The following is an 18,824-nucleotide window of genomic DNA, read 5'->3' as shown; positions in this document are numbered from 1 at the left end:
CGCAGACTACCTGCCCGGCATCGAAATGACAGTGGCTTAGTGAACGATCTTTTCTTCGCGCACGAACATGTTGGCCCAGGCGCGGTCGATCAGGTTGGGGCTCATCTGGTAGGGGATGCCTTCGAATTCGCAGATCGAGATCATCTGGTCGATCAGGAAGATCGGCTGATAGTTCGCATAGATATTGTTAATGGTCGGATACTTGACCTTCAGCAGATGCACCAGCGCGGCCTCATCCAGCGGCATCCCGCGTTTGCGGGCGACCATTGCAAAGATTTTCAGGAAGTTTTCCTGGTTCGGCCCGTCGATCTTGATCTTGAAGAAAATCCGACGCAGGGCCGCTTGGTCGAAGATTTCATTCGGGTGGAAGTTGGTCGAGAAGATGACCAGCGTGTCAAAAGGCACCTCGAATTTCTCACCTGACTGCAAACCGAGGATATCCTTGCTTTCTTCCAGCGGAACGATCCAGCGGTTGATCAGTGCCTGCGGAGGCTCGGCCTGACGTCCAAGGTCGTCCACGATAAAGATGCCGCCCGTCGATTTAAGCTGCAGTGGGGCCTGATAGGTCCGCGCAGTGGGGTTGTAGACCAAGTCCAGCATGCTGAGCGACAGTTCACCACCGGTCACAACGGTGGGGCGCTCGCATTGTACATAGCGTGAATCGAACCGTTTGCGGCGGCGTAGGCTGTTGGGGTCGTCGGCCTCTTGCTCGATAGCTGTGTGAACGATCGGATCATAAACGGTGATCACCTGACCGGCATATTCAATTGCGCGCGGGACATAGACATTGTCGCCAAGCGCGTCACGAATACCGTTTGAGATGGACGACTTACCGTTGCCCGGAGGACCATACATCAGGATCGAACGGCCTGCGCTTACTGCAGGTCCAAGGTGATCCAAAAGACTGTCGGGCAGAACCAGATGCCCCATTGCCCCGGTTAGCTGGTCGCGGGTGACCTGAATGTTTCGGATGGATTGGCGTTTGACCTGTTCGCGGTAGACATCCAGTGGAACCGGCATGGCACCGAAATATTCCGACTGGCTGAGCGCGTCCAGTGCACGGGCTTTACCTGCATCTGTCAACTGATAGCCCATCTCGTTGCCGCTGTTGGCGTTCAGGGTACCTGTCGCCTCGATCAGTTTCTGTTCGCGCGAGATATCGATCAGTTCTTGAGTCACCGAGCCCGGCAGGCAGATCGCTTCCGCCACTTCCGAGACCGTATCAACGTTCTTGCGAAAAATGGTTTTCAACAAAATGTCCCGCATCATCACGATGGGCAATTGCATTTCGCCCAAGCCTTTGGGGGCAGGGGGGGCCATTACCGAGGTCGTCTGCATATTCATGAGGGGTGCTCATCCATCCAGTATTCACGCCATTGGCCCACTCGGGCCGCTTGCGAAAAATCTGGTCCCGCTTTGTGGCATCACCAAGGCGGGGACAAGGCGGAGTAATGATAGTTTACGAGCCGTAAACAGTCCCAAGGATCAGGTAGATGGCGAGGCTGCCGCCAAGTGCAAATCCCATGGGAAACTGTTTGTCGCGGGACCAACTTTCCCAATTAGGTGCGATAGCGCGCAAAGCAGTGTTTTTGGCCAGCCTGTGCGTTACAAACGCTGCGAGCGTTGTGGACATTAGAATGAACATCATCGTCACATAGTCGCCGCCCCAAACGAACGCGGAAGCAGCCGCAATAAATTTGGCGTCGCCCGCTCCCATGACCCCGGCGGCGTTGGCAAGAATGCCTATTACTAAAGCGACAAGAATGTGCAGCAACTGCCAAAGGTAGGGCGGAAGCGTTACCGCAAAGGGGCCGATCCAGCCTTCGGACCAATCGGTCGTCCATGGCGGGATGACGATCAGACCGACAAAGGCAAATACTCCGGCCAAGGCAATAACCGCGTGGTTCTTGATCAACATGTCGCGCATATCGGTGAGCGCGACATAAAAGCAGATCGGCAGAACGAAAGGCAAGAACCACCCCGCCGCGGCTGCCGGAATTTGCATCAACTTAGGCTTCCTCGAGCGCGCGCAACGAGCGGACGGCTTCTTCGAAATGTTGCGGATGCGTGGCAATCGCTTCGCGGAACAGGTTCTTTGCAGTTGTTACATCGCCCTGTTTGACCGCGGAAATGCCCATAGTATTCAACAGCATGGCCCGTTCGGCCTGTGTCAGCGGCACGACCGGCATGCTGTAATTGCCTTGCGCCGCGCGGGCAAGAACGAGGTTGTTTTTGGCTGTGAACAGAGACTTGTCCTGTCGAATGGCTTCAGCGAACAAGCGCTCGGCTTCTTCATATTGACCGCGTGTCAGTTTGGAATAGCCCCAGTTGTTCATCACGCCGCCAGGCCGCGTGGTCAGGCCAATCGCCGTTTCATAGAATTGATCCGCCCGTTTCCAGTCCTGGTTTGAGTCGGCGACAACAGCCTCCAACCGATACCTTTTGAAGGTCTCGAAAGTCGGCGGAACGGAATCCAGTACTTTTTTCGCCTCGGTCCAGTTTCCTGCGCGAACCAGTGCGTCGGCATATTCGACCCGATCAACACTGGCCGAGCCCTTCATGGTGGTCACTTTTTTCCAGGCGGCTGCTGCCTCGGTGGTGCGCTTTGCCCGCGCCAACGAAATCGCCAGCCCTCTTTGCAGGTCAATGCGACCGGGATTCTTGGCTGCAGCACCCTGAAAATAGGTGACGGCCTCATTAGGATCGGCTGCTGTTAGCAACACTTCGTTCAGGTTGGTTTCGTCGATAACGTTCACTTCCTGAAACGTCTTTTCGACCTTTTCTTCCTCGGTTTCTTTCGCGCAGGCGGACAGGATCAGCCCGCACGTCACCAATGACATAATCAAGAATTGTTGGCGCATTTTTGCGTCCCTTACTGCTCTTGCCTGTTTTCCTGAAGCTTGCGAAGCTTGAATTGCCCGTCGCCTTGTTGCTCCAGCGTGTATTCTTGTTCTTCGACGTCAGTATTATCAGAATTTTCCATTTTTGCGAGTGCTAAGCGCAGATTGTCCCGAATTGCGTCACTTTCGCCATTGTCTAACGCAAAAGCCCGTCGAAACACCTGAGCCGCCTCTGGATACTCGCCTTTCTCCATCAGAATGACGCCCAGATTGTTCCATGCAACCGGCCAGTCGGGTTCCTCGGAAACGGCGCGACGCAGCAGAGTTTCGGCGGGCTTCAACTGGCGCAATCCCAGGTTGGCAGTGCCCATGGCAGCCATGATTTCGGCGGTCATGCCCTGGTTCAGCGCGGCGCGGGCAAAGGAATCCAGTGCCAAGTCATACTCACCGGCCCGCAGCAGTCGGTTCCCGACCACCAAAGGATCCTGACCTTGGCCTTGTGGATCAATGCCCGGAGCATCCAAATCACCAGGCAGGTTTTCCGTGCAAGAGGCCACCATGGCACATACCATGGCGGCCCCGATCACGTGGCGAATCCTTGGCCGGACACACCTGAGTGTTGAAATCATAAGGCTATCAGCCCCCTGGATTACCGCCTGCAAACTCTGCGATACCTTTTGCCGAAGGTCCAACCAGAATGACCAGCAACGGCGGCACCGTCAGCATCATTGTGGCAAGTGTCATTTTCGTTGGCAACTTGTTAGCAGCTTCTTCTGCACGCATCACGCGTTTGTCACGCATTTCGCCGGCATAAACACGTAGAGCTTCGGCAATCGAAGTACCGAATGTGGCCGATTGGATCATAACGGTCACGAATGAACTGACGTCCTGAACGCCGCAACGTGTTCCGAAATCCCGAAGAACAGTGTCCTTGTCCTTACCAGCTTTCATTTCGTGGGCTACAACCTCGAATTCCTGCGCAATGTCGGGATAGGAAGCCTTCATCTCAGCCGCGACGCGCACGATAGCCTGATCCAAAGACTGGCCTGCCTCAACACAGACAAGCATCAGGTCAAGGGTATCAGGAAAACCGGCGACAATGGCTTCTTCGCGTTCTGCTACACGGCGGGTGATCCAATACCGTGGAAGGAAGTATAAGGCGATGGCGGGGAAACCAATGCGGATCGCCATTTGTTGGCCGGTAAACTCGTTGTCCCCAGCCAAAACGGTCACCAACATCACGCCGATCGCGATCCCGACCATCCCCAAAGCAAACTGGGCGAAGTGAAAGAACCGTACCGCGTCCTTAGAGTGATATCCCGCCTGCCGCAGTTTAAGCTGCATCGCTGACAGCTCTTCCTGGTTCTGCGGTTCCAGGAACGTAGAAAACTTTTCAAGCTGTTCGTTGCGGCCGGCGTTGCGCAGGCGATCCTGCTTGCCCTTTTTCGTTTTCTTCGGAGCTGCCGTTGAACGCTGTAGCTTTTTCAACGGATCTTCTGGTTGGTTCATCATCAAAGGAACCGCGACCAGGATCATGATCAGGCCGAGGACACCGACGACAATAAGCGGACCGAACTGTCCAAGGCTTTCAGTCAGTAAGGTGTTGATTCGGTTAAAAAATTCCATGGTACTGCCCTCAGACCTTAATGTTTGTCAAAATGCGCATGACGATCAGGTTCAACGTCAGCATGATGCCGACAAAGAAGCAGGCCGGAATGAACCACGGATGGTCAATCACCTCGTCATAATAACCGGGGTCTTTCACAAGGATGAAGACAAGACAGAAGACAGGGAAACCTGACAGGAACTTGCCCGACCATTTGGCCTCGGCGGTGATGGCCTTGACCCTTCTGAACAGGCGGAAACGAGCGCGGATCACCTGTGCCAGACCGGCCAGAATTTCCGCCAGGTTACCACCGGATTGCTGTTGGATGCCGACCGCAACAGACAAGAAGCGAAGGTCCTGCATGTCCAGCCGCTGCGCCAGGTCTTTCAGCGCTTCGCCGACGTCACGGCCATAGGCGCACTCATCTGCGATGACGCCAAACTCGGTTGCCAGGGGATCTTGGACTTCATTTGCAACAATCTGGATCGAGGATACAAACGGATTGCCCACCCGCAAAGAACGAACCATCAGCTCTACTGCGTCGGGCAGTTGTTCCTCTAGCAAAGCCATCCTTTTCGAAGCTTTATGATTGACCCAAGCATAAACGCCACCGACACCGATAGCGATCGAGATGGCTATCCTCAGAAATGTTGCAGTGGCGGTGCCGATGCTGAGCCCGACAAAGGCGAAAGCAGAAACCAGCACCATTATCATGATCAATTGGCGCGGCGAGAACGCAATCGCAGCCTTCTGCGCCTTATCCGCGAGCAGTGAATAAAGCGGGATGGACTGCGTTTGCATGTGCTGCTGCATCTCTTTACGCAGCTGCTCAAGCACTTGTTCTCGGCCGACGCCCTTGTCCAACATGTCCAAACGCCGGTTTACGCGGCTGTTCAGGCTGATGGATTTGCCGAATGCGACCAGATAAATACCTTCGACCAGAGCCAGAACGGCGACGAAGATCACGACATATATGAGAGCCTCAATAGGCAGTTGCATCTCAGGTTCTCCTTACATCGTAGTTGGTTCATAGATGGCGGCGGGCAGGTCAAAGCCCCACAACCGGAAGCGTTCGGAATAGTGGCTGCGTACGCCGGTGGCCGTGAAATGGCCTATAATCTTGTTGTCGGGTGTAAGTCCAACACGCTGAAATCTAAAGATTTCTTGCATTGAGATAACATCACCTTCCATGCCCGTGATCTCGGTGATCGAGGTCATTCGGCGTGAACCATCCTGCAAACGGCTGGCCTGTACAATCAGGTTCACAGCGCTTGAGATCTGGCTGCGGACCGCTTTGATCGGCATTTCGATACCTGCCATTGCGATCATGTTTTCCAAACGCGAAATGCCATCTCGGGCCGAGTTGGCGTGGATTGTCGTCATCGAACCATCGTGGCCAGTGTTCATGGCCTGCAACATGTCGATCACCTCGGCGCCACGCGTCTCACCCACGATGATGCGGTCGGGACGCATACGCAGGGCGTTCTTCAGACAGTCGCGCGGGCTGACTTCGCCTTTGCCTTCTACGTTTGGTGGACGGCTTTCCATCCGGCCTACATGGGTCTGTTGCAACTGAAGTTCCGCCGTATCCTCGATGGTCAGGATGCGTTCGGCATCGTCGATAAAGCTGGACAGAGCGTTCAGCGTGGTCGTTTTACCAGAACCCGTACCACCCGAAACGATCACGTTCAGGCGTGTCGACACCGCAGCTTGCAAATAGGCGGCCATTTCTTCGGTGAACGCACCAAAATTGACCAGGTCGTCGATGCCCAGTTTGTCCTTTTTGAACTTACGAATGGACACCAACGAGCCATCAACCGCAATCGGCGGCACCATGGCGTTGAAACGCGACCCATCTGCCAAGCGGGCGTCAACATAAGGGTTGGATTCATCAACACGGCGACCCACAGCGGATACGATCTTGTCGATGATCCGCATCAGGTGCTTTTCGTCCTTGAAGGTGATGTCGCTGATTTCCAGCTTACCGGCACGCTCCACAAAAATCTGCTGCGGACCGTTCACCAAGATATCGTTGACCGTGTCGTCTTGCAGCAAGGTCTCAAGCGGGCCAAGACCGGTAACTTCGTCATAAAGCTCTTTGTTCAGTTGGAAACGATCGTCCCGATTCAGAACAATGTTCTTGGTCTCAAGGACTTCACTCGCAATGGCACTGATTTCTGAGCGAAGGTCGGATTCGTTGGCGTTTTCCAGTGCAGCAAGGTTCAGGTTTTCAAGTAGTTCACGGTGCAACTCGATCTTGATCTCGCTCAACCGCTCTTTGCGCTTGCGCTCGCGATCGGATGCTGTCGGTTCAGCGGCCTTTTTTGCCACAGGCTTGCGGATCATCGCGTTTGCTGTGGGTGCCTGTGGGGCTGCAGAGGTGGGCGTTGTCGCCTTGACCTCGGCCTGAACAGGCTGCGCTTCGGGCTGTTTTTTGTATCTTGAAAACACGGCGGTTCCCCTTTCGGACCTGTCTTACGCAGCTTCTGCGTCGCTGCTGCCAAGGCTGTGGAGCGATTTTGCCAGCTTTGCGATTTCACGGCGCAGTGGGTTTTTGGCGGCTGAACTTGCCAGCGGTAAACCATGGTCACCGCTTTGCATGACGGGTTTTCCCCCGTCCGGCAGTTGCAGGTCGATGGATATTCCAAGGCTTTCACCCATCCGCTTGACGCGGCTTTTCCCGTTCAGATCGGTAAACTTCGGAGCTCGGTTCAACGCGAAACGCAGTTTGTTGAACGGTAGCTCTTCCGCCTGAAGAGCGCGCTTCAGACGCAGGGCGTTTTGGGCCGAGCGCATGTCGAGTTCGATGACTGCAAAATACACATGGGCCGCTTGCAGGATGGTCTCAGACCATTGCACCAAAGTCGACGGCATATCGACAATCACGTAGTCAAAATGCTTGCGCGCAGTGTCAATAACGCGCTGGATATCTTCCGGAGTGATCAGATCCAACGGCACCATATCAGACGGCGCGGTCAGAACCTCCATCTTGTCCTCGTAGGACTGCAGCGCCTGAGAGAACATGTCGTCATCCATGGACGCCGTGTCAGACAGCATTTCGAACACTGTTTCTCGGCGCGGTAGATCCAGGTAAGTCGAGACCGTGCCAAACTGAAGATCCAGGTCGATCAGGCATACCTTGGGAGAAGTCTTGTCCGACGTGGTCGCAAGTTCCCAAGCCAGGTTCACGGCCATGGTGGTAGATCCGACTCCACCGGCCAATCCGTGAACCACAAACAAGGCACCTTCCTTTGATGCCCCTTGGGGCAGAGACACGGCCGTTTCCTGTGTCACAACCGCGGGATCAGATTTGTTCATACGCGCAATGGCTTCCTGCAACTCACCTTCCGGAAGCGGGTAGGGGACGAATTCATCAGCGCCTTTCCGCAAGAGTTGGTGCAACGCTGCAGGAGTCACGTCCTCGGCGATCAGGACCACTTTGATCCTCTTTTCCTTCGCGCGAGAGATGATTTCACCCATCATGGTCAGGTCATCTTCGTCCTCACCATCAATAGCTAGGGCCACGAATTCTAAACTGTCGGCTTCAGGCTGGCCGAAAAACGCAAGAGCTTCTGCAAATCCCAGATCGCCCCAACGCTCACCCAGTGCCGCTTCCATGTCTTCAATCAGCAGATCAAAGTTCTGGACGTCACGACTGATCGTGCAGGCCAGAATGGCGTTGTTGTCTTCGTTTGTCGTGGCGTTCGTCATTAACAAAATCCTCGTCCAGAGGGCAGCAAACCGCGACGAACCGTTCAGGTTTGCCTCGGCGAGCTGATGCCCGGTTGCGGCTTTTTTTGCCGCACTACACCCAATTGTTGAGAATTTGGCTTGGAACTTAGGCGAGAATGGGGCGCAAAAGAACCAATTGTTGGGAATTGGGCGACGATGTCGCCCAATTCGCGTTATTATTACTCAGATGCCTCGGCGGCGTCTGTGTCTACGATGAAGCTCTCGGTTGTCGCGCTTTCAACGTATTCGCGGTAGATGACTTCTGCGTACTTGCCGTCAAGCAACTGAGGTTTGCGATCTACAAAGCCAGACACTTCTGTAATCGTACGGCGGTTGCGTCGATCCCTGTTCGGCGTGTCGATCAGAGGCTGCGTTTTACCGAAGGAAACAACAGCTTCTAGCCGTGACCGCGAAATACCTTGCCGTGTCAGGAACGCGACCGCTGCATTGGCGCGACGCTGGCCTAGGCTTTGGTTATACGACTGAGAGCCGACTCGGTCCGTATGGCCGTACACGCGGAAGCGCGCTTCGGGGAACTGCTTGATCCAATCGGCTTGCCGTAACAGTACACGCTGTGCGTTTGCATCAAGCTGTGCGCTGTCGAACGCAAAGTTGATCTGCGTTGGCACTTCCGCCGCGAACCTGCGACCCAGGATCTGAGCATAGGTGAGTTCACCTGTCAGAACCTGCTGGTTGTTCAGAGTTGCGTTTCCGAAGGCACCTTGGTCGATTTCATATCCGGCCTCACGCGTACAAGCGGCGACAGCGACCGAAAGACCCAGTGCTATAATCCACTTCTGCATTGGTCCTATCCTCCTAATCATTCCAGGATGTAGCCGTAGGAGCTACCAAAATCCTGTTTGGCGACTTCAGACGCACCACCTGATCCTAAACGTTCGGTGCGTGCTGTCTTGCCGTTGATGAACAGATCAAACTCGCTTGGGGGCTTGACCCGGTCGGTCGGCAGAGCCAGCGCTTCACCACGTGTGGGCGAGACCAGATGCGCGGTGACGATCACGACGAGTTCCGTTTGCTGGCGCTGGTATTCAGCACTGCGGAACAGCGCACCCAGTACGGGAACATCGCCGAGCCACGGAACCTGATTGTTCAAGTCGCTGAAGTCATCCTGAATAAGCCCCGCAATCGCAAAGCTCTCACCATCCCGCAGCTCAACCGTGGTTCTGGTCCGACGGGTGATAAAGGACGGTACGTTGTTACCCGCAATCGTGAAGTCCGAGCTGTTGTCGATTGCCGACACTGACGTACCCATTTCCAGGTTGATCAAGTCGCCGTCCACAACGCGCGGAACAAACAGGATCTGAACACCAAATGCGCGGTATTCAATCGCGATGTTGCCGTCATCCGCGGGAACCGGGATCGGAACTTCGCCACCAGCAAGGAATTCTGCTTCCTGACCCGACAGCGCGGACAGGTTCGGTTCCGCAAGGCTACGCGCCAAACCTTTAGCTTCGAGCGCTTCCAGCAACAAGCGAACCTGTGTGGACCCTGCGCCAAAACCGAACAGGATCGCACCTGTGTTGGTTTGTTGCAGAGGAATGTTATTATTCAACGCGTTAGCCAAAGCACCGGCAGAGTTAAGTGTGTTGAAACCCCCGGTTACGTCGCTTCCTCCAAAGCCCAGCGACGCCGTCAGGCTTTTTGCCACTGATCGGCTCATTTCGGCAAAGCGCACTTTCAGCATGACTTGCTGGACGCCGCCGACCGACATCAGGTTGGAAACACGCTCGGGCGCGTAGCGCTCGGCCAGTTCCAATGCCCGCGCCAGTTTGGCTGAGCTAGAGATGGTGCCCGACAGTACAATACCGTCATTTGCGGTCCGCACTTCGATCGGCTCATTCGGCAGGATCTGCCGCAGCCGCTCTTTGAATTCGGATACATCCGGGGAAACCCGAACGCGCACGTTGGCCAGCAAATTGCCAGCACCGTCGAACAATGTCAGAGTGGTCAGACCGGGCGCCTTGCCCAATACATAAATGGTACGGTCCGAAAGCGACGAAATATCAGCGATTCCCGCGTTGGCAATGCTGAGTTCGGCAAACGGTTCCTCACTCTCAACAACAATTGCGCGGTTCATCGGGACGTCCAGCGTTTCCGCTGTGCCCTTCTTTACCACACGAAGATTTTGAGCCCAGGCGGCATCGCCGACGGAACTCATTACAAGCGCCAACCCCAGAAGGGTTGCGCTAATCCAAGAATGTATTTTCATGTGACCTGCCTCTCCGATCACGCCTCGTTTTAGGGCTAATGCCTTATGTGCAATAACACTGCGTCAATTGCTAATTTATTGCAATAATCAATGGTTTCTGGAATTTTCCTTATGTGGACAATTCGCAACAACCAAAATGAAACAAGCCGCGCTGGGTGCGCGGCTTGTGCCAGTAAATCCCTGATTTAACGTTAGTTTGTACAGGGAATTTGACTCTGAACAATTTCTGCACCACGCCGGATATTGGTGTAGCACTTGCGCTCTTCCACCTTTGCCTCGACAGGCGCGGCTTCCTTGATTCCCAATAGCTTTCGCTGATCAACCTCAATCGCGCTGGCGACCGTTTCGTCCTGAACACCCACCAAGGCCAGAGACATCCGTCCGGTGTTTTGTGCCTGCGCCAGAGACGCAATCTGTTCAGGCGTTGCGGCCACGGTCACCGTACGCGCGATGCTTGCGCCCGTCAGATCAGACCCTGCCGTTTGGTCGACGGCAATCAGTTCAACGTTGGTTTGGATCAGGCGCGTGATTTCACCACCTTCACCCGCAAGGGCCCCTGAAACTGAACCAGTCCAGTAAACATCGACATTGTCACCTGGACGCAAAAAGCCGGATACTCCTGACGCAACGTCGACTCTGATAGCAAAGGCGCGCATTCCCTTTTGGAGGCGCGAGGTCAATCCAGCAGATTCTCCAGGTTTGGTGACCTTGACTTCCAGCAGAGCCTCATTTTTCTCCATGGCTCTCAGAATATACCTGTCGCCTTTTGCGTCTTCGGGAAACAATGTGGCCAGTTCCTGGAAGGTACCTTCTGGAAGTGCGTCTTCAGGCCATTTGACAAGTCGGACATCCTCTTGAACCAGGCGCTCTCCGTATTTCAACGGGCGGTTCGATACAAAAACGTCCACGGTGGCGATGTTGGTGGCATTTGCCATCGCGTCTTGCGCGGCTTTTTTCTCTCGTTCAAGCTGGGCTTGAGTTTGTGCGATGTAGTCTTGCGCCAGATAAACAGCGCCACCGGCCAAAGCGACCCCGACAATCAGGACAAGTCCAAATACTGCGCGCATTTGCGTACCCTCGTATTTTTCTGTTTTGGTTTTGCTGCCGTCATGCGCAGCTAATCTCAATCACAGCTATCGACGAATTGTGTCGAAAAGGGGGACAATCTTTGATTTTTTTTTCGTCCGTGCCAAATCATGAGTTTGGTCACCGACTGATGAGTCAGTAGCTGATATTGAATTCAGGTTGATGAACTTCCATCGAAGAAAGCGCAGTTCCTGTTTCCGAATCAACGTGTTGAATCGGATCTGAAAGGTTCAGGAAAATGATTGACCCAAAACCAACCAAACCGGCCGTTAGAACCACCCAATCAACGGTAACGGCCCCATCTTCGTGTGCAGCAAAGTTTGCAATTCTGTGCATCATGAGAGACCCAACATATAAAGAAAGTTTATAAAAAAAGGGCCACGCTCTGAAACCGTGGCCCCCTTCAAGTACGTTAAGTACTAAACTTAGCTTTGCGGTGTGATGGTGGTCACCGGAGTCGAAACTGCAGTACCCGACAGCGCGCCTTCGACGGTGTTCGCCAACTGGTTGGTACCTTCACCAACCTGGGTGTAAGCAACTGCTGCCAGGCCAACGATGGCTGCGGTCAGAACAACCCAGTCAACTGTTACTGCGCCGTCTTCGTCTTTGCGGAAGTTCTTGATGAACTTGATCATGTTACGTCCCTCCTAAAGGATCAAAAAAGTCAATTAAACCTTGGCGTCTTTCAGAGCTTTCTCTCTCAGTCCGCTCTCGACCGTCTCGGTATGGCATTATGTTTGACGGTCAGGCGTGGCAGGAATTGGGCCAAATCACATTTTTTTTCGCGGAAGTTTAACTTTTTCGCAGGAATTTGGGTAACGCATTGAAAATAAATAAATAAAAAATCGAAAAACGTATGTCGACCTCACTGTTCCGATGTAATTTTACGGCAAATGAGGCGAAAATGCCCCAATTCACGTTGTTTTTATGGCTTTGAACGCAGATTCTTGGTTCAAATCAGTCAAAAGAAAAAAATTCATGAGGCGGGCAAAATGAATCTGCGGGACGCAATACTCTGCGCCGGTGCGGTGGCAATGCTGTTGACAGGGCCGGGCTCTGTTGTTGCTCAGACAATTGAACCACGTGGCGTCTATAAAAGGGTGAAGCCGCCGAAACCTGGATCGCGGCCCAAGATCACCGTGCAGATATCGCCAGAGGAACACGCAGCCCGACCTTCGGCGCCCAGCACTGGTGCGGACCTGCAAGAATCCGAGATTATTACACGTACACGAGTCGCGCCGCCGAGTTTGCCGGGCGGGGCTGACAAACCCGCCGGGTCCTATACGGCTTTTTGGGAAGAAGTGTCGCCCGCGCTAGATCAAGCCGGCGCAGGACGTCTTGATCAAGCGATACAGGCATTAGCAGCCGTCAACGTGTCCTCTCCGCGATTGCAGACTTTGCAGAACATCGCTCAGCAGCAAGGGGTCGATATCCTGCGTTCGACAGTTGGTACGAATGTTTCGCCTGCGCTGGTGTTGGCCGTGATATCGGTTGAATCTGCTGGCCGGGCTGACGCGGTCAGCCACGCGGGTGCTCAGGGGTTGATGCAATTGATGCCAGCAACGGCAAGGCGGTTTGGCGTTGAGGACAGCTTCCATCCCGGTCAGAACATCTCGGGCGGGGTGAAGTATTTAAACTGGTTGATGGAAGAGTTCGGAAACGACCCGATCCTTGTGTTGGCTGGTTATAATGCAGGTGAAGGGGCCGTCCGCAAACATGGCGGGGTACCGCCCTATAAAGAGACGCGCAACTACGTGCCCAAAGTGCTTGCCGCGTTTCAGGTCGCGCGGGCCTTGTGTCTGACCCCTCCGCAGCTCATCTCGGACGGGTGCGTTTTCCAGACGGCAAACTAAGAAGGCCCACGCAGGTTGGTGGGCCTTCTTTGGTTCAGGCGACGATTGTCGCCTCGGTGGCGGCGCGCATCTCGTCTTCGCTGACGCCATCGGCCAGTTCGACGATGCGCAGGCCGCCTTCAACCACGTCCAACACGCCCAGGTTGGTGATGATGCGATCGACCACACCCTGACCGGTTAGGGGCAGGGTGCATTCTTTCAGCACTTTCGAGTCGCCGTGTTTGTTGGTGTGATCCATAACGACGATCACGCGGCCTACGCCAGCCACCAGATCCATCGCGCCGCCCATGCCTTTGACCAGCTTGCCTGGGATCATCCAGTTGGCCAGATCGCCTTTCTCGTCCACCTCCATCGCGCCCAGAATGGCCGCTGCGATCTTGCCGCCGCGGATCATGGCGAATGAGGTTGCACTGTCGAAATAAGCGGTGCGAGACAGTTCGGTTATCGTCTGCTTACCCGCATTGATCAGGTCGGGGTCTTCCTCGCCCTCAAAAGGGAAAGGGCCCATGCCCAGCATTCCGTTCTCGGATTGCAGTGTAATGTCCTTGTCACCCACATAGTTTGCCACCAGCGTCGGGATACCGATGCCGAGGTTCACATACATACCGTCTTCCAGCTCATCCGCCGCGCGGGCGGCCATCTGATTACGATCCCAAGGCATTATGCGTCCTCCTTCTTGCGGGTGGTGCGCTGTTCGATGCGCTTTTCGTGGCTGCCCTGAATGATGCGGTGCACATAGATGCCGGGCAGGTGGATGCTGTCGGGGTCCAACGACCCGGTGGGCACGATCTCTTCGACTTCGACCACACAGACTTTGCCACATGTGGCCGCTGGCACGTTGAAATTACGAGCTGTCTTGCGGAACACCAGATTGCCGGTCTCGTCCGCCTTCCACGCTTTGACGATGGCGAGGTCGGCAAAGATGCCTTCCTCCATGATATATGTCTCGCCGTTGAAGTCCTTATGCTCTTTGCCCTCGGCGATCACGGTGCCTACGCCTGTCTTGGTGTAGAAACCGGGAATACCCGCGCCACCTGCGCGCATCCGCTCGGCCAGCGTGCCTTGCGGGTTGAACTCTAGTTCCAGCTCGCCACTGAGATACTGACGCATGAACTCGGCGTTTTCTCCGACATACGAGCTGATCATCTTCTTGACCTGACGGGTTTGCAGCAGAATGCCGATCCCAAAATCGTCGACGCCCGCATTGTTCGAGGCAAAGGTCAGATCCTTCGCGCCCGAGGCTTTGATCGCCTCAAGCAGAAGTTCCGGGATGCCGCACAGGCCAAACCCGCCCGCTGCGATCAACATGCCATCCGAGATCACTCCGTCGAGCGCCTCAGAGGCATTGGCATAGATTTTCTTCATGGAAAACTCCCCCAATGACATGGTGTTGGGCGAGTTGTGCCGCCACGTCACGGGGAAGTCAATGAAACCAAGGGGGTGGTGGTATTTCTACCTATTCCGCCTTGTTGGTCGTCTTTTTGGCGGCTGCGGTTTTCTTTGGCGCGGCTTTCTTCTTGGGGGTAGCCTTCTTCTTGGTGCCTTTCTTGGCCGCGCGTTCGTTGACCAGTTCGATGGCCATTTCCTGCGTCACGTCTTCGGGCTTGATGTCCTTGGGAATGGTCGCGTTGACCTTTTCCCATTTCACATAAGGCCCATAGCGCCCGTCCAGCACCTGCATCACGCCGCCATCGGGGTGATCACCCAGCTCTTTCAGCGGCTTGGCCGCCGCCCGCCGTCCACGCCCCGGATTGGCGCGTTTTTCAGCCAGCATCTCAACCGCGCGGTTCATACCAATTTCAAAGACGTCATTGGGGTCTTTGAGGTTCGCGTAGACCGGCTTAGCCTCTTCCGGCATCTGGTGCATGATATACGGCCCGAACCGCCCGAAATTCGAGCTGATCATGCCGCCCTCGGGGTGTTCACCGATCTGGCGGGGCAGGGACAGCAGGGTCAGTGCCTTGTCCAGATCCATGTCGTCCTTGCTCCAGCCGCGAGGCAGGGACGCACGGGGCGGTTTCTTGTTCTCGGGCGTGGGTTCGCCGCGCTGGACATAAGGCCCGAACCGACCGGATTTCAACCAGATCTCATCGCCCGCATCTTCGCCCAGCAGACGTTCGTCGCCCTCGGCCCCTTCGCCTGCGATGGGGCGGGTATAGGTGCATTCGGGATAGTTGCCACAGCCCACAAACCCGCCGGTGCGCGAGGTTTTCAGGTGCAGTTGTCCCACGCCGCATTTCGGACAAACGCGCGGGTCGGACCCATCCTCACGCGGTGGATACAGCTGGGGCGCCAATGCCTCATCCAGCTTGTCTAGCACTTCGGAAATCCGCAGCTCGGATGTCTCACCAATCGCGGCCGAGAAATCACGCCAGAACTTGCCCAACAGGTCTTTGTAGTCGCGGTCGCCGGCGCTCACATCGTCAAGCTCGCCTTCCAGATTGGCCGTGAACTCATAGCCAACATACTGACGGAAGAAGTTCAGCAAAAAGATTGTGACGATCCGGCCCTTTTCCTCGGGGATCAGCCGGTTCTTGTCCTTGCGCACATATTCGCGGTCCTGAATCGTGGTCACGATGCTGGCATAGGTGGACGGGCGCCCGATACCTAGCTCCTCCATCCGTTTGACCAAAGTGGCCTCGGTATAGCGCGGGGGTGGCTGCGTGTGGTGTTGCAGGGCCAGCACGGCTTCATTCTCGGCCAGCACGGCCTGTTTGTCGTCGCTGGTGGCCTTGACGAATTGATCCTTCAGCGAGGTCTTGGCGAACCGCGCCGGATCGCCTTGCGTGATCTGCGGCAGGCGCTTGTCGTCGTCATCGGCCACGTCGTCGCGGCCTTCCTCATAGACGCGCATGAATCCGTCGAACATGACCACCTGACCAGTGGCGCGCAGGCCGACCTGACCGTCATCGCTGCCGATCTCGACCGTGGTGCGTTCCAGCCGTGCGGCGGCCATCTGACAGGCAATGGTGCGTTTCCAAATCAGATCATAAAGCTTGCGCTGATCCTCATCCGTGACCTTCAGGTCGCTGGCATCGCGGGTCATATCCGTGGGGCGGATACATTCGTGCGCTTCCTGCGCGTTCTTGGCCTTGTTTTTATAGATGCGCGGGCTGTCGGGTACGTAATCCGCGCCATAGCGGTCGGTGATTGTATCGCGGGTGGCGGCCACGGCCTCGGGGGCCATGTCGATGCCGTCAGTCCGCATATAAGTGATGTAGCCTGCCTCATACAGGCGCTGCGCCACCTGCATCGCGTGACGCGCGCCCATGCCGAACTTGCGGCTGGCTTCCTGCTGCAGGGTCGAGGTCATGAATGGCGCGCTGGGGTTCCGAGCCGCCGGTCTCGCCTCTACCGAGGTTACGGTTAGCGCGCGGCTGGTGATCGCCTGAACGGCCAGCTCCGCCTGCGTAGCGTTCTTCAGATCATGCTTGTCCAGCTTGTTCCCGGCCAGCGTGACCAGACGCGCCTCATAAGTCTGGCCGCGCGGAGTTTCGAACAGAGCTTTGACCGACCAGTATTCGACTGGTTTGAACGCCTCGATCTCCATCTCGCGCTCGACGATCAAGCGCAGGCAGACGGATTGTACGCGTCCTGCCGATTTCGCACCGGGCAGCTTGCGCCACAGGACGGGGGACAGGTTGAACCCCACCAGATAGTCCAGCGCGCGGCGGGCCAGATAAGCCTCGACCAGCGGCATATCGACCTGACGCGGGTTCTGCATCGCTTCGGTCACGGCGTCCTTGGTGATGGCGTTGAAAGTCACACGGCTGACGGGCGTGTCCTTCTTGATCGAGCGGCGCTTGGTCAGCGCCTCTTGCAGGTGCCAGCTGATCGCCTCGCCCTCGCGATCGGGGTCAGTGGCGAGGATCAGGGCGTTGTCTTCTTTCAGCGCGTCAGCGATGGCTTTGACATGCTTGCGGCTGTCATTGCCGACCTCCCATTTCATCTCGAATTCATGTTCGGGATCGACGGATCCATCTTTGGGTGGAAGGTCGCGCACATGGCCATAAGACGCCAGAACCGTGTAGTCGGGGCCAAGATATTTATTGATCGTTTTGGCCTTGGCAGGGGATTCTACAACAACTACAGGCATTTAAGGTGAAACCTCGCTCGACGGATTATGCGCCTTCTATGATGGTGCAAAATGTGGAGGGCAAGAGCGAATTGTCAATGCGTTCCTTTAGGCACAGGAATTTGGCGGGAATTTCAAATTGATACGCACAGAATAACGGTGCGTCCGGCAGGTCAGGTCGAGAGGGACAACAACCCGCCGGGCTGTCTTTGTATCCGCCCATCTAACTCCAGATCGACAAGCGCGGGCCCGATCTCGCCCGCCGTCGCCGCGATATCGCGGATAAGTTGATCTTCGGCTATAGGCGAGGGGCCAAGGCATGCTAAAATCGTCTCGTGCAACGCTGCAACCGTCGTGGGGGTTGTCGATTGAACAGGCGATTCTTTGGGTCGGTCGGCAGTAAGAAGATCGCGTTTCGGCAAGGATTCGATCACATCCTCGGCCGATCGCACCAAAGTCGCGCCATCGCGGATCAACAGGTTGCAACCGCCCGCGCGGGCATCAAACGGGTGGCCGGGGACGGCCAGAACCTCGCGCCCCTGATCCAGCGCGTCGCGCGCGGTGATCAGGCTGCCGGATTTTGCGGCAGCTTCGACCACCACAACCGCTTGGGCCAGACCCGAGATGATCCGGTTGCGGCGCGGAAAATGCCGGGCTAGCGGTGTCACGCCCATGGGCTGCTCCGATACACGCAACCCGGATTTGGCGATTTTATGGGCGAGATCAGTATTCTCGGCGGGATAGATCACATCGACGCCACCGGCCATTACAGCAACAGTACCTGTATCCAAAGCGGCCATATGCGCCGCGGTGTCGATCCCGCGTGCAAGGCCCGAGACGATGACATGTCCCTTTTTGCCCAGATCCGTCGCCAGCCCTCGCGCCATCCGCGCGCCGAGTGACGAGCAATTGCGCGCGCCAACCATCGCCACCGTAGGGCGGTGTAATATCGACACGTCGCCGATGGCCCACAGCATTGGCGGGGCATCATTGAGATCGTTCAAAGCGTCAGGAAAATCGGCGGACCCAAGGCACAAAAGCTGCGCTTTGGCAGCTTTTGCGGCCTTGAGTTCCGCCTCAATCACGCCGGGCGGGCACGTTTCATACCCTTCAATACCGGCGGCGCGTGCCATTTCGGGCAGCGCGGCCAGCGCATTCTGCGCTGAGCCATGTTCCCGCAGCAGCCGACGAAACGTCGCCGGACCAACCTTGCGAGAGCGCAACAGACGAAGCCAGGAAAACCGATCCTCTTCCGTGGTGGGTGGGAGTGTGGGGTGATAGGAAGAAAGCTGCTCTTCGGTCATCCGTTGCTCCGCCTGATTGCAGAACTGGTTTACGACTGCAGGAGTTAACAGCTTCTGAATCGCTTCAAATTTTCCCAATATTCTTTCGAATTGAGTCGTGA

18 protein-coding genes are annotated in these 18,824 nt (G+C 55.9%); 1 reads left to right on the top strand and 17 read right to left on the bottom strand.

Annotated features, from left to right (window positions below; translation table 11 throughout):
* Positions 1-36: 36 nt before the first annotated feature.
* The 13 genes from AC2TAD_RS04475 to AC2TAD_RS04415 form a co-directional block, all read right to left on the bottom strand.
* Positions 37-1,344, bottom strand: a complete 1,308-nt coding sequence (locus AC2TAD_RS04475) for an ATPase (RefSeq protein WP_480866184.1) — start codon at positions 1,342-1,344, stop codon at positions 37-39.
* 115 nt (positions 1,345-1,459) lie between these two features.
* A complete protein-coding gene (locus AC2TAD_RS04470; protein ID WP_480866183.1) occupies positions 1,460-2,005 on the bottom strand; it encodes a prepilin peptidase in 546 nt (181 codons plus the stop codon).
* Between the two features lie 4 nt (positions 2,006-2,009).
* Positions 2,010-2,861, bottom strand: a complete 852-nt coding sequence (locus AC2TAD_RS04465; protein WP_170753748.1) for a tetratricopeptide repeat protein — start codon at positions 2,859-2,861, stop codon at positions 2,010-2,012.
* Between the two features lie 11 nt (positions 2,862-2,872).
* The gene (locus tag AC2TAD_RS04460) at positions 2,873-3,427 is read right to left on the bottom strand and encodes a tetratricopeptide repeat protein (RefSeq protein WP_480866182.1); all 555 of its coding nucleotides are present in this window, start codon (positions 3,425-3,427) and stop codon (positions 2,873-2,875) included.
* A 49-nt stretch (positions 3,428-3,476) separates the two neighbouring features.
* Positions 3,477-4,466, bottom strand: a complete 990-nt coding sequence (locus AC2TAD_RS04455; RefSeq protein ID WP_480866180.1) for a type II secretion system F family protein — start codon at positions 4,464-4,466, stop codon at positions 3,477-3,479.
* A gap of 10 nt (positions 4,467-4,476) precedes the next feature.
* Positions 4,477-5,445, bottom strand: a complete 969-nt coding sequence (locus AC2TAD_RS04450; protein WP_170354932.1) for a type II secretion system F family protein — start codon at positions 5,443-5,445, stop codon at positions 4,477-4,479.
* A gap of 12 nt (positions 5,446-5,457) precedes the next feature.
* The gene (locus AC2TAD_RS04445; RefSeq protein ID WP_480866178.1) at positions 5,458-6,897 is read right to left on the bottom strand and encodes a TadA family conjugal transfer-associated ATPase; all 1,440 of its coding nucleotides are present in this window, start codon (positions 6,895-6,897) and stop codon (positions 5,458-5,460) included.
* A 24-nt stretch (positions 6,898-6,921) separates the two neighbouring features.
* Positions 6,922-8,157: a CpaE/TadZ family protein gene (locus tag AC2TAD_RS04440; RefSeq protein ID WP_480866176.1), complete on the bottom strand. Its 1,236-nt coding sequence runs from the start codon at positions 8,155-8,157 to the stop codon at positions 6,922-6,924.
* Positions 8,158-8,357: 200 nt separating this feature from the next.
* Positions 8,358-8,981, bottom strand: a complete 624-nt coding sequence (locus AC2TAD_RS04435) for an OmpA family protein (RefSeq protein ID WP_480866175.1) — start codon at positions 8,979-8,981, stop codon at positions 8,358-8,360.
* Positions 8,982-8,998: 17 nt separating this feature from the next.
* Positions 8,999-10,405: a type II and III secretion system protein family protein gene (locus tag AC2TAD_RS04430; RefSeq protein WP_480866173.1), complete on the bottom strand. Its 1,407-nt coding sequence runs from the start codon at positions 10,403-10,405 to the stop codon at positions 8,999-9,001.
* Positions 10,406-10,596: 191 nt separating this feature from the next.
* Positions 10,597-11,472 (bottom strand): Flp pilus assembly protein CpaB, encoded by an 876-nt coding sequence (gene cpaB, locus AC2TAD_RS04425; protein ID WP_170753757.1) that lies wholly within the window; start codon positions 11,470-11,472, stop codon positions 10,597-10,599.
* A gap of 154 nt (positions 11,473-11,626) precedes the next feature.
* The gene (locus AC2TAD_RS04420; protein WP_480866171.1) at positions 11,627-11,830 is read right to left on the bottom strand and encodes a hypothetical protein; all 204 of its coding nucleotides are present in this window, start codon (positions 11,828-11,830) and stop codon (positions 11,627-11,629) included.
* Between the two features lie 86 nt (positions 11,831-11,916).
* Positions 11,917-12,126, bottom strand: coding sequence for a Flp family type IVb pilin (locus tag AC2TAD_RS04415; protein ID WP_170354939.1), 210 nt, complete (start codon positions 12,124-12,126; stop codon positions 11,917-11,919).
* Positions 12,127-12,483: 357 nt separating this feature from the next.
* On the opposite strand from AC2TAD_RS04415, the gene AC2TAD_RS04410 reads away from it, so the two are divergent.
* A complete protein-coding gene (locus tag AC2TAD_RS04410; protein WP_170753761.1) occupies positions 12,484-13,344 on the top strand; it encodes a lytic transglycosylase domain-containing protein in 861 nt (286 codons plus the stop codon).
* A 34-nt stretch (positions 13,345-13,378) separates the two neighbouring features.
* Here AC2TAD_RS04410 and AC2TAD_RS04405 read toward each other — a convergent pair whose 3' ends face one another.
* The 4 genes from AC2TAD_RS04405 to dprA form a co-directional block, all read right to left on the bottom strand.
* Positions 13,379-14,005 (bottom strand): 3-oxoacid CoA-transferase subunit B, encoded by a 627-nt coding sequence (locus AC2TAD_RS04405; protein ID WP_170354941.1) that lies wholly within the window; start codon positions 14,003-14,005, stop codon positions 13,379-13,381.
* Positions 14,005-14,709, bottom strand: a complete 705-nt coding sequence (locus tag AC2TAD_RS04400) for a CoA transferase subunit A (RefSeq protein ID WP_170354942.1) — start codon at positions 14,707-14,709, stop codon at positions 14,005-14,007. Before AC2TAD_RS04400 ends, AC2TAD_RS04405 begins: the two co-directional genes overlap by 1 nt.
* A 91-nt stretch (positions 14,710-14,800) precedes the next feature.
* Positions 14,801-17,440, bottom strand: coding sequence for a type I DNA topoisomerase (gene topA / locus AC2TAD_RS04395; RefSeq protein ID WP_480866169.1), 2,640 nt, complete (start codon positions 17,438-17,440; stop codon positions 14,801-14,803).
* 152 nt (positions 17,441-17,592) lie between these two features.
* Positions 17,593-18,723: a DNA-processing protein DprA gene (gene dprA, locus AC2TAD_RS04390; protein ID WP_480866168.1), complete on the bottom strand. Its 1,131-nt coding sequence runs from the start codon at positions 18,721-18,723 to the stop codon at positions 17,593-17,595.
* Between the last annotated feature and the right edge of the window lie 101 nt (positions 18,724-18,824).

The organism is Ruegeria sp. HKCCD7628 (assembly GCF_057221005.1).
This window is presented reverse-complemented; position numbering and strand designations above follow the sequence as displayed.

Excerpts from the sequence above, each read along its gene's own strand:
- AC2TAD_RS04475 (WP_480866184.1), bottom strand. The coding sequence starts at position 1,344 with ATGAATATGCAGACGACCTCGGTAATGGCCCCCCCTGCCCCCAAAGGC.
- AC2TAD_RS04470 (WP_480866183.1), bottom strand. The coding sequence starts at position 2,005 with ATGCAAATTCCGGCAGCCGCGGCGGGGTGGTTCTTGCCTTTCGTTCTG.
- AC2TAD_RS04465 (WP_170753748.1), bottom strand. The coding sequence starts at position 2,861 with ATGCGCCAACAATTCTTGATTATGTCATTGGTGACGTGCGGGCTGATC.
- AC2TAD_RS04455 (WP_480866180.1), bottom strand. The coding sequence starts at position 4,466 with ATGGAATTTTTTAACCGAATCAACACCTTACTGACTGAAAGCCTTGGA.
- AC2TAD_RS04450 (WP_170354932.1), bottom strand. The coding sequence starts at position 5,445 with ATGCAACTGCCTATTGAGGCTCTCATATATGTCGTGATCTTCGTCGCC.
- AC2TAD_RS04440 (WP_480866176.1), bottom strand. The coding sequence starts at position 8,157 with ATGACGAACGCCACGACAAACGAAGACAACAACGCCATTCTGGCCTGC.
- AC2TAD_RS04435 (WP_480866175.1), bottom strand. The coding sequence starts at position 8,981 with ATGCAGAAGTGGATTATAGCACTGGGTCTTTCGGTCGCTGTCGCCGCT.
- AC2TAD_RS04430 (WP_480866173.1), bottom strand. The coding sequence starts at position 10,405 with ATGAAAATACATTCTTGGATTAGCGCAACCCTTCTGGGGTTGGCGCTT.
- cpaB (WP_170753757.1), bottom strand. The coding sequence starts at position 11,472 with ATGCGCGCAGTATTTGGACTTGTCCTGATTGTCGGGGTCGCTTTGGCC.
- AC2TAD_RS04420 (WP_480866171.1), bottom strand. The coding sequence starts at position 11,830 with ATGATGCACAGAATTGCAAACTTTGCTGCACACGAAGATGGGGCCGTT.
- AC2TAD_RS04415 (WP_170354939.1), bottom strand. The coding sequence starts at position 12,126 with ATGATCAAGTTCATCAAGAACTTCCGCAAAGACGAAGACGGCGCAGTA.
- AC2TAD_RS04410 (WP_170753761.1), top strand. The coding sequence starts at position 12,484 with ATGAATCTGCGGGACGCAATACTCTGCGCCGGTGCGGTGGCAATGCTG.
- AC2TAD_RS04405 (WP_170354941.1), bottom strand. The coding sequence starts at position 14,005 with ATGCCTTGGGATCGTAATCAGATGGCCGCCCGCGCGGCGGATGAGCTG.
- AC2TAD_RS04400 (WP_170354942.1), bottom strand. The coding sequence starts at position 14,709 with ATGAAGAAAATCTATGCCAATGCCTCTGAGGCGCTCGACGGAGTGATC.
- topA (WP_480866169.1), bottom strand. The coding sequence starts at position 17,440 with ATGCCTGTAGTTGTTGTAGAATCCCCTGCCAAGGCCAAAACGATCAAT.
- dprA (WP_480866168.1), bottom strand. The coding sequence starts at position 18,723 with ATGACCGAAGAGCAGCTTTCTTCCTATCACCCCACACTCCCACCCACC.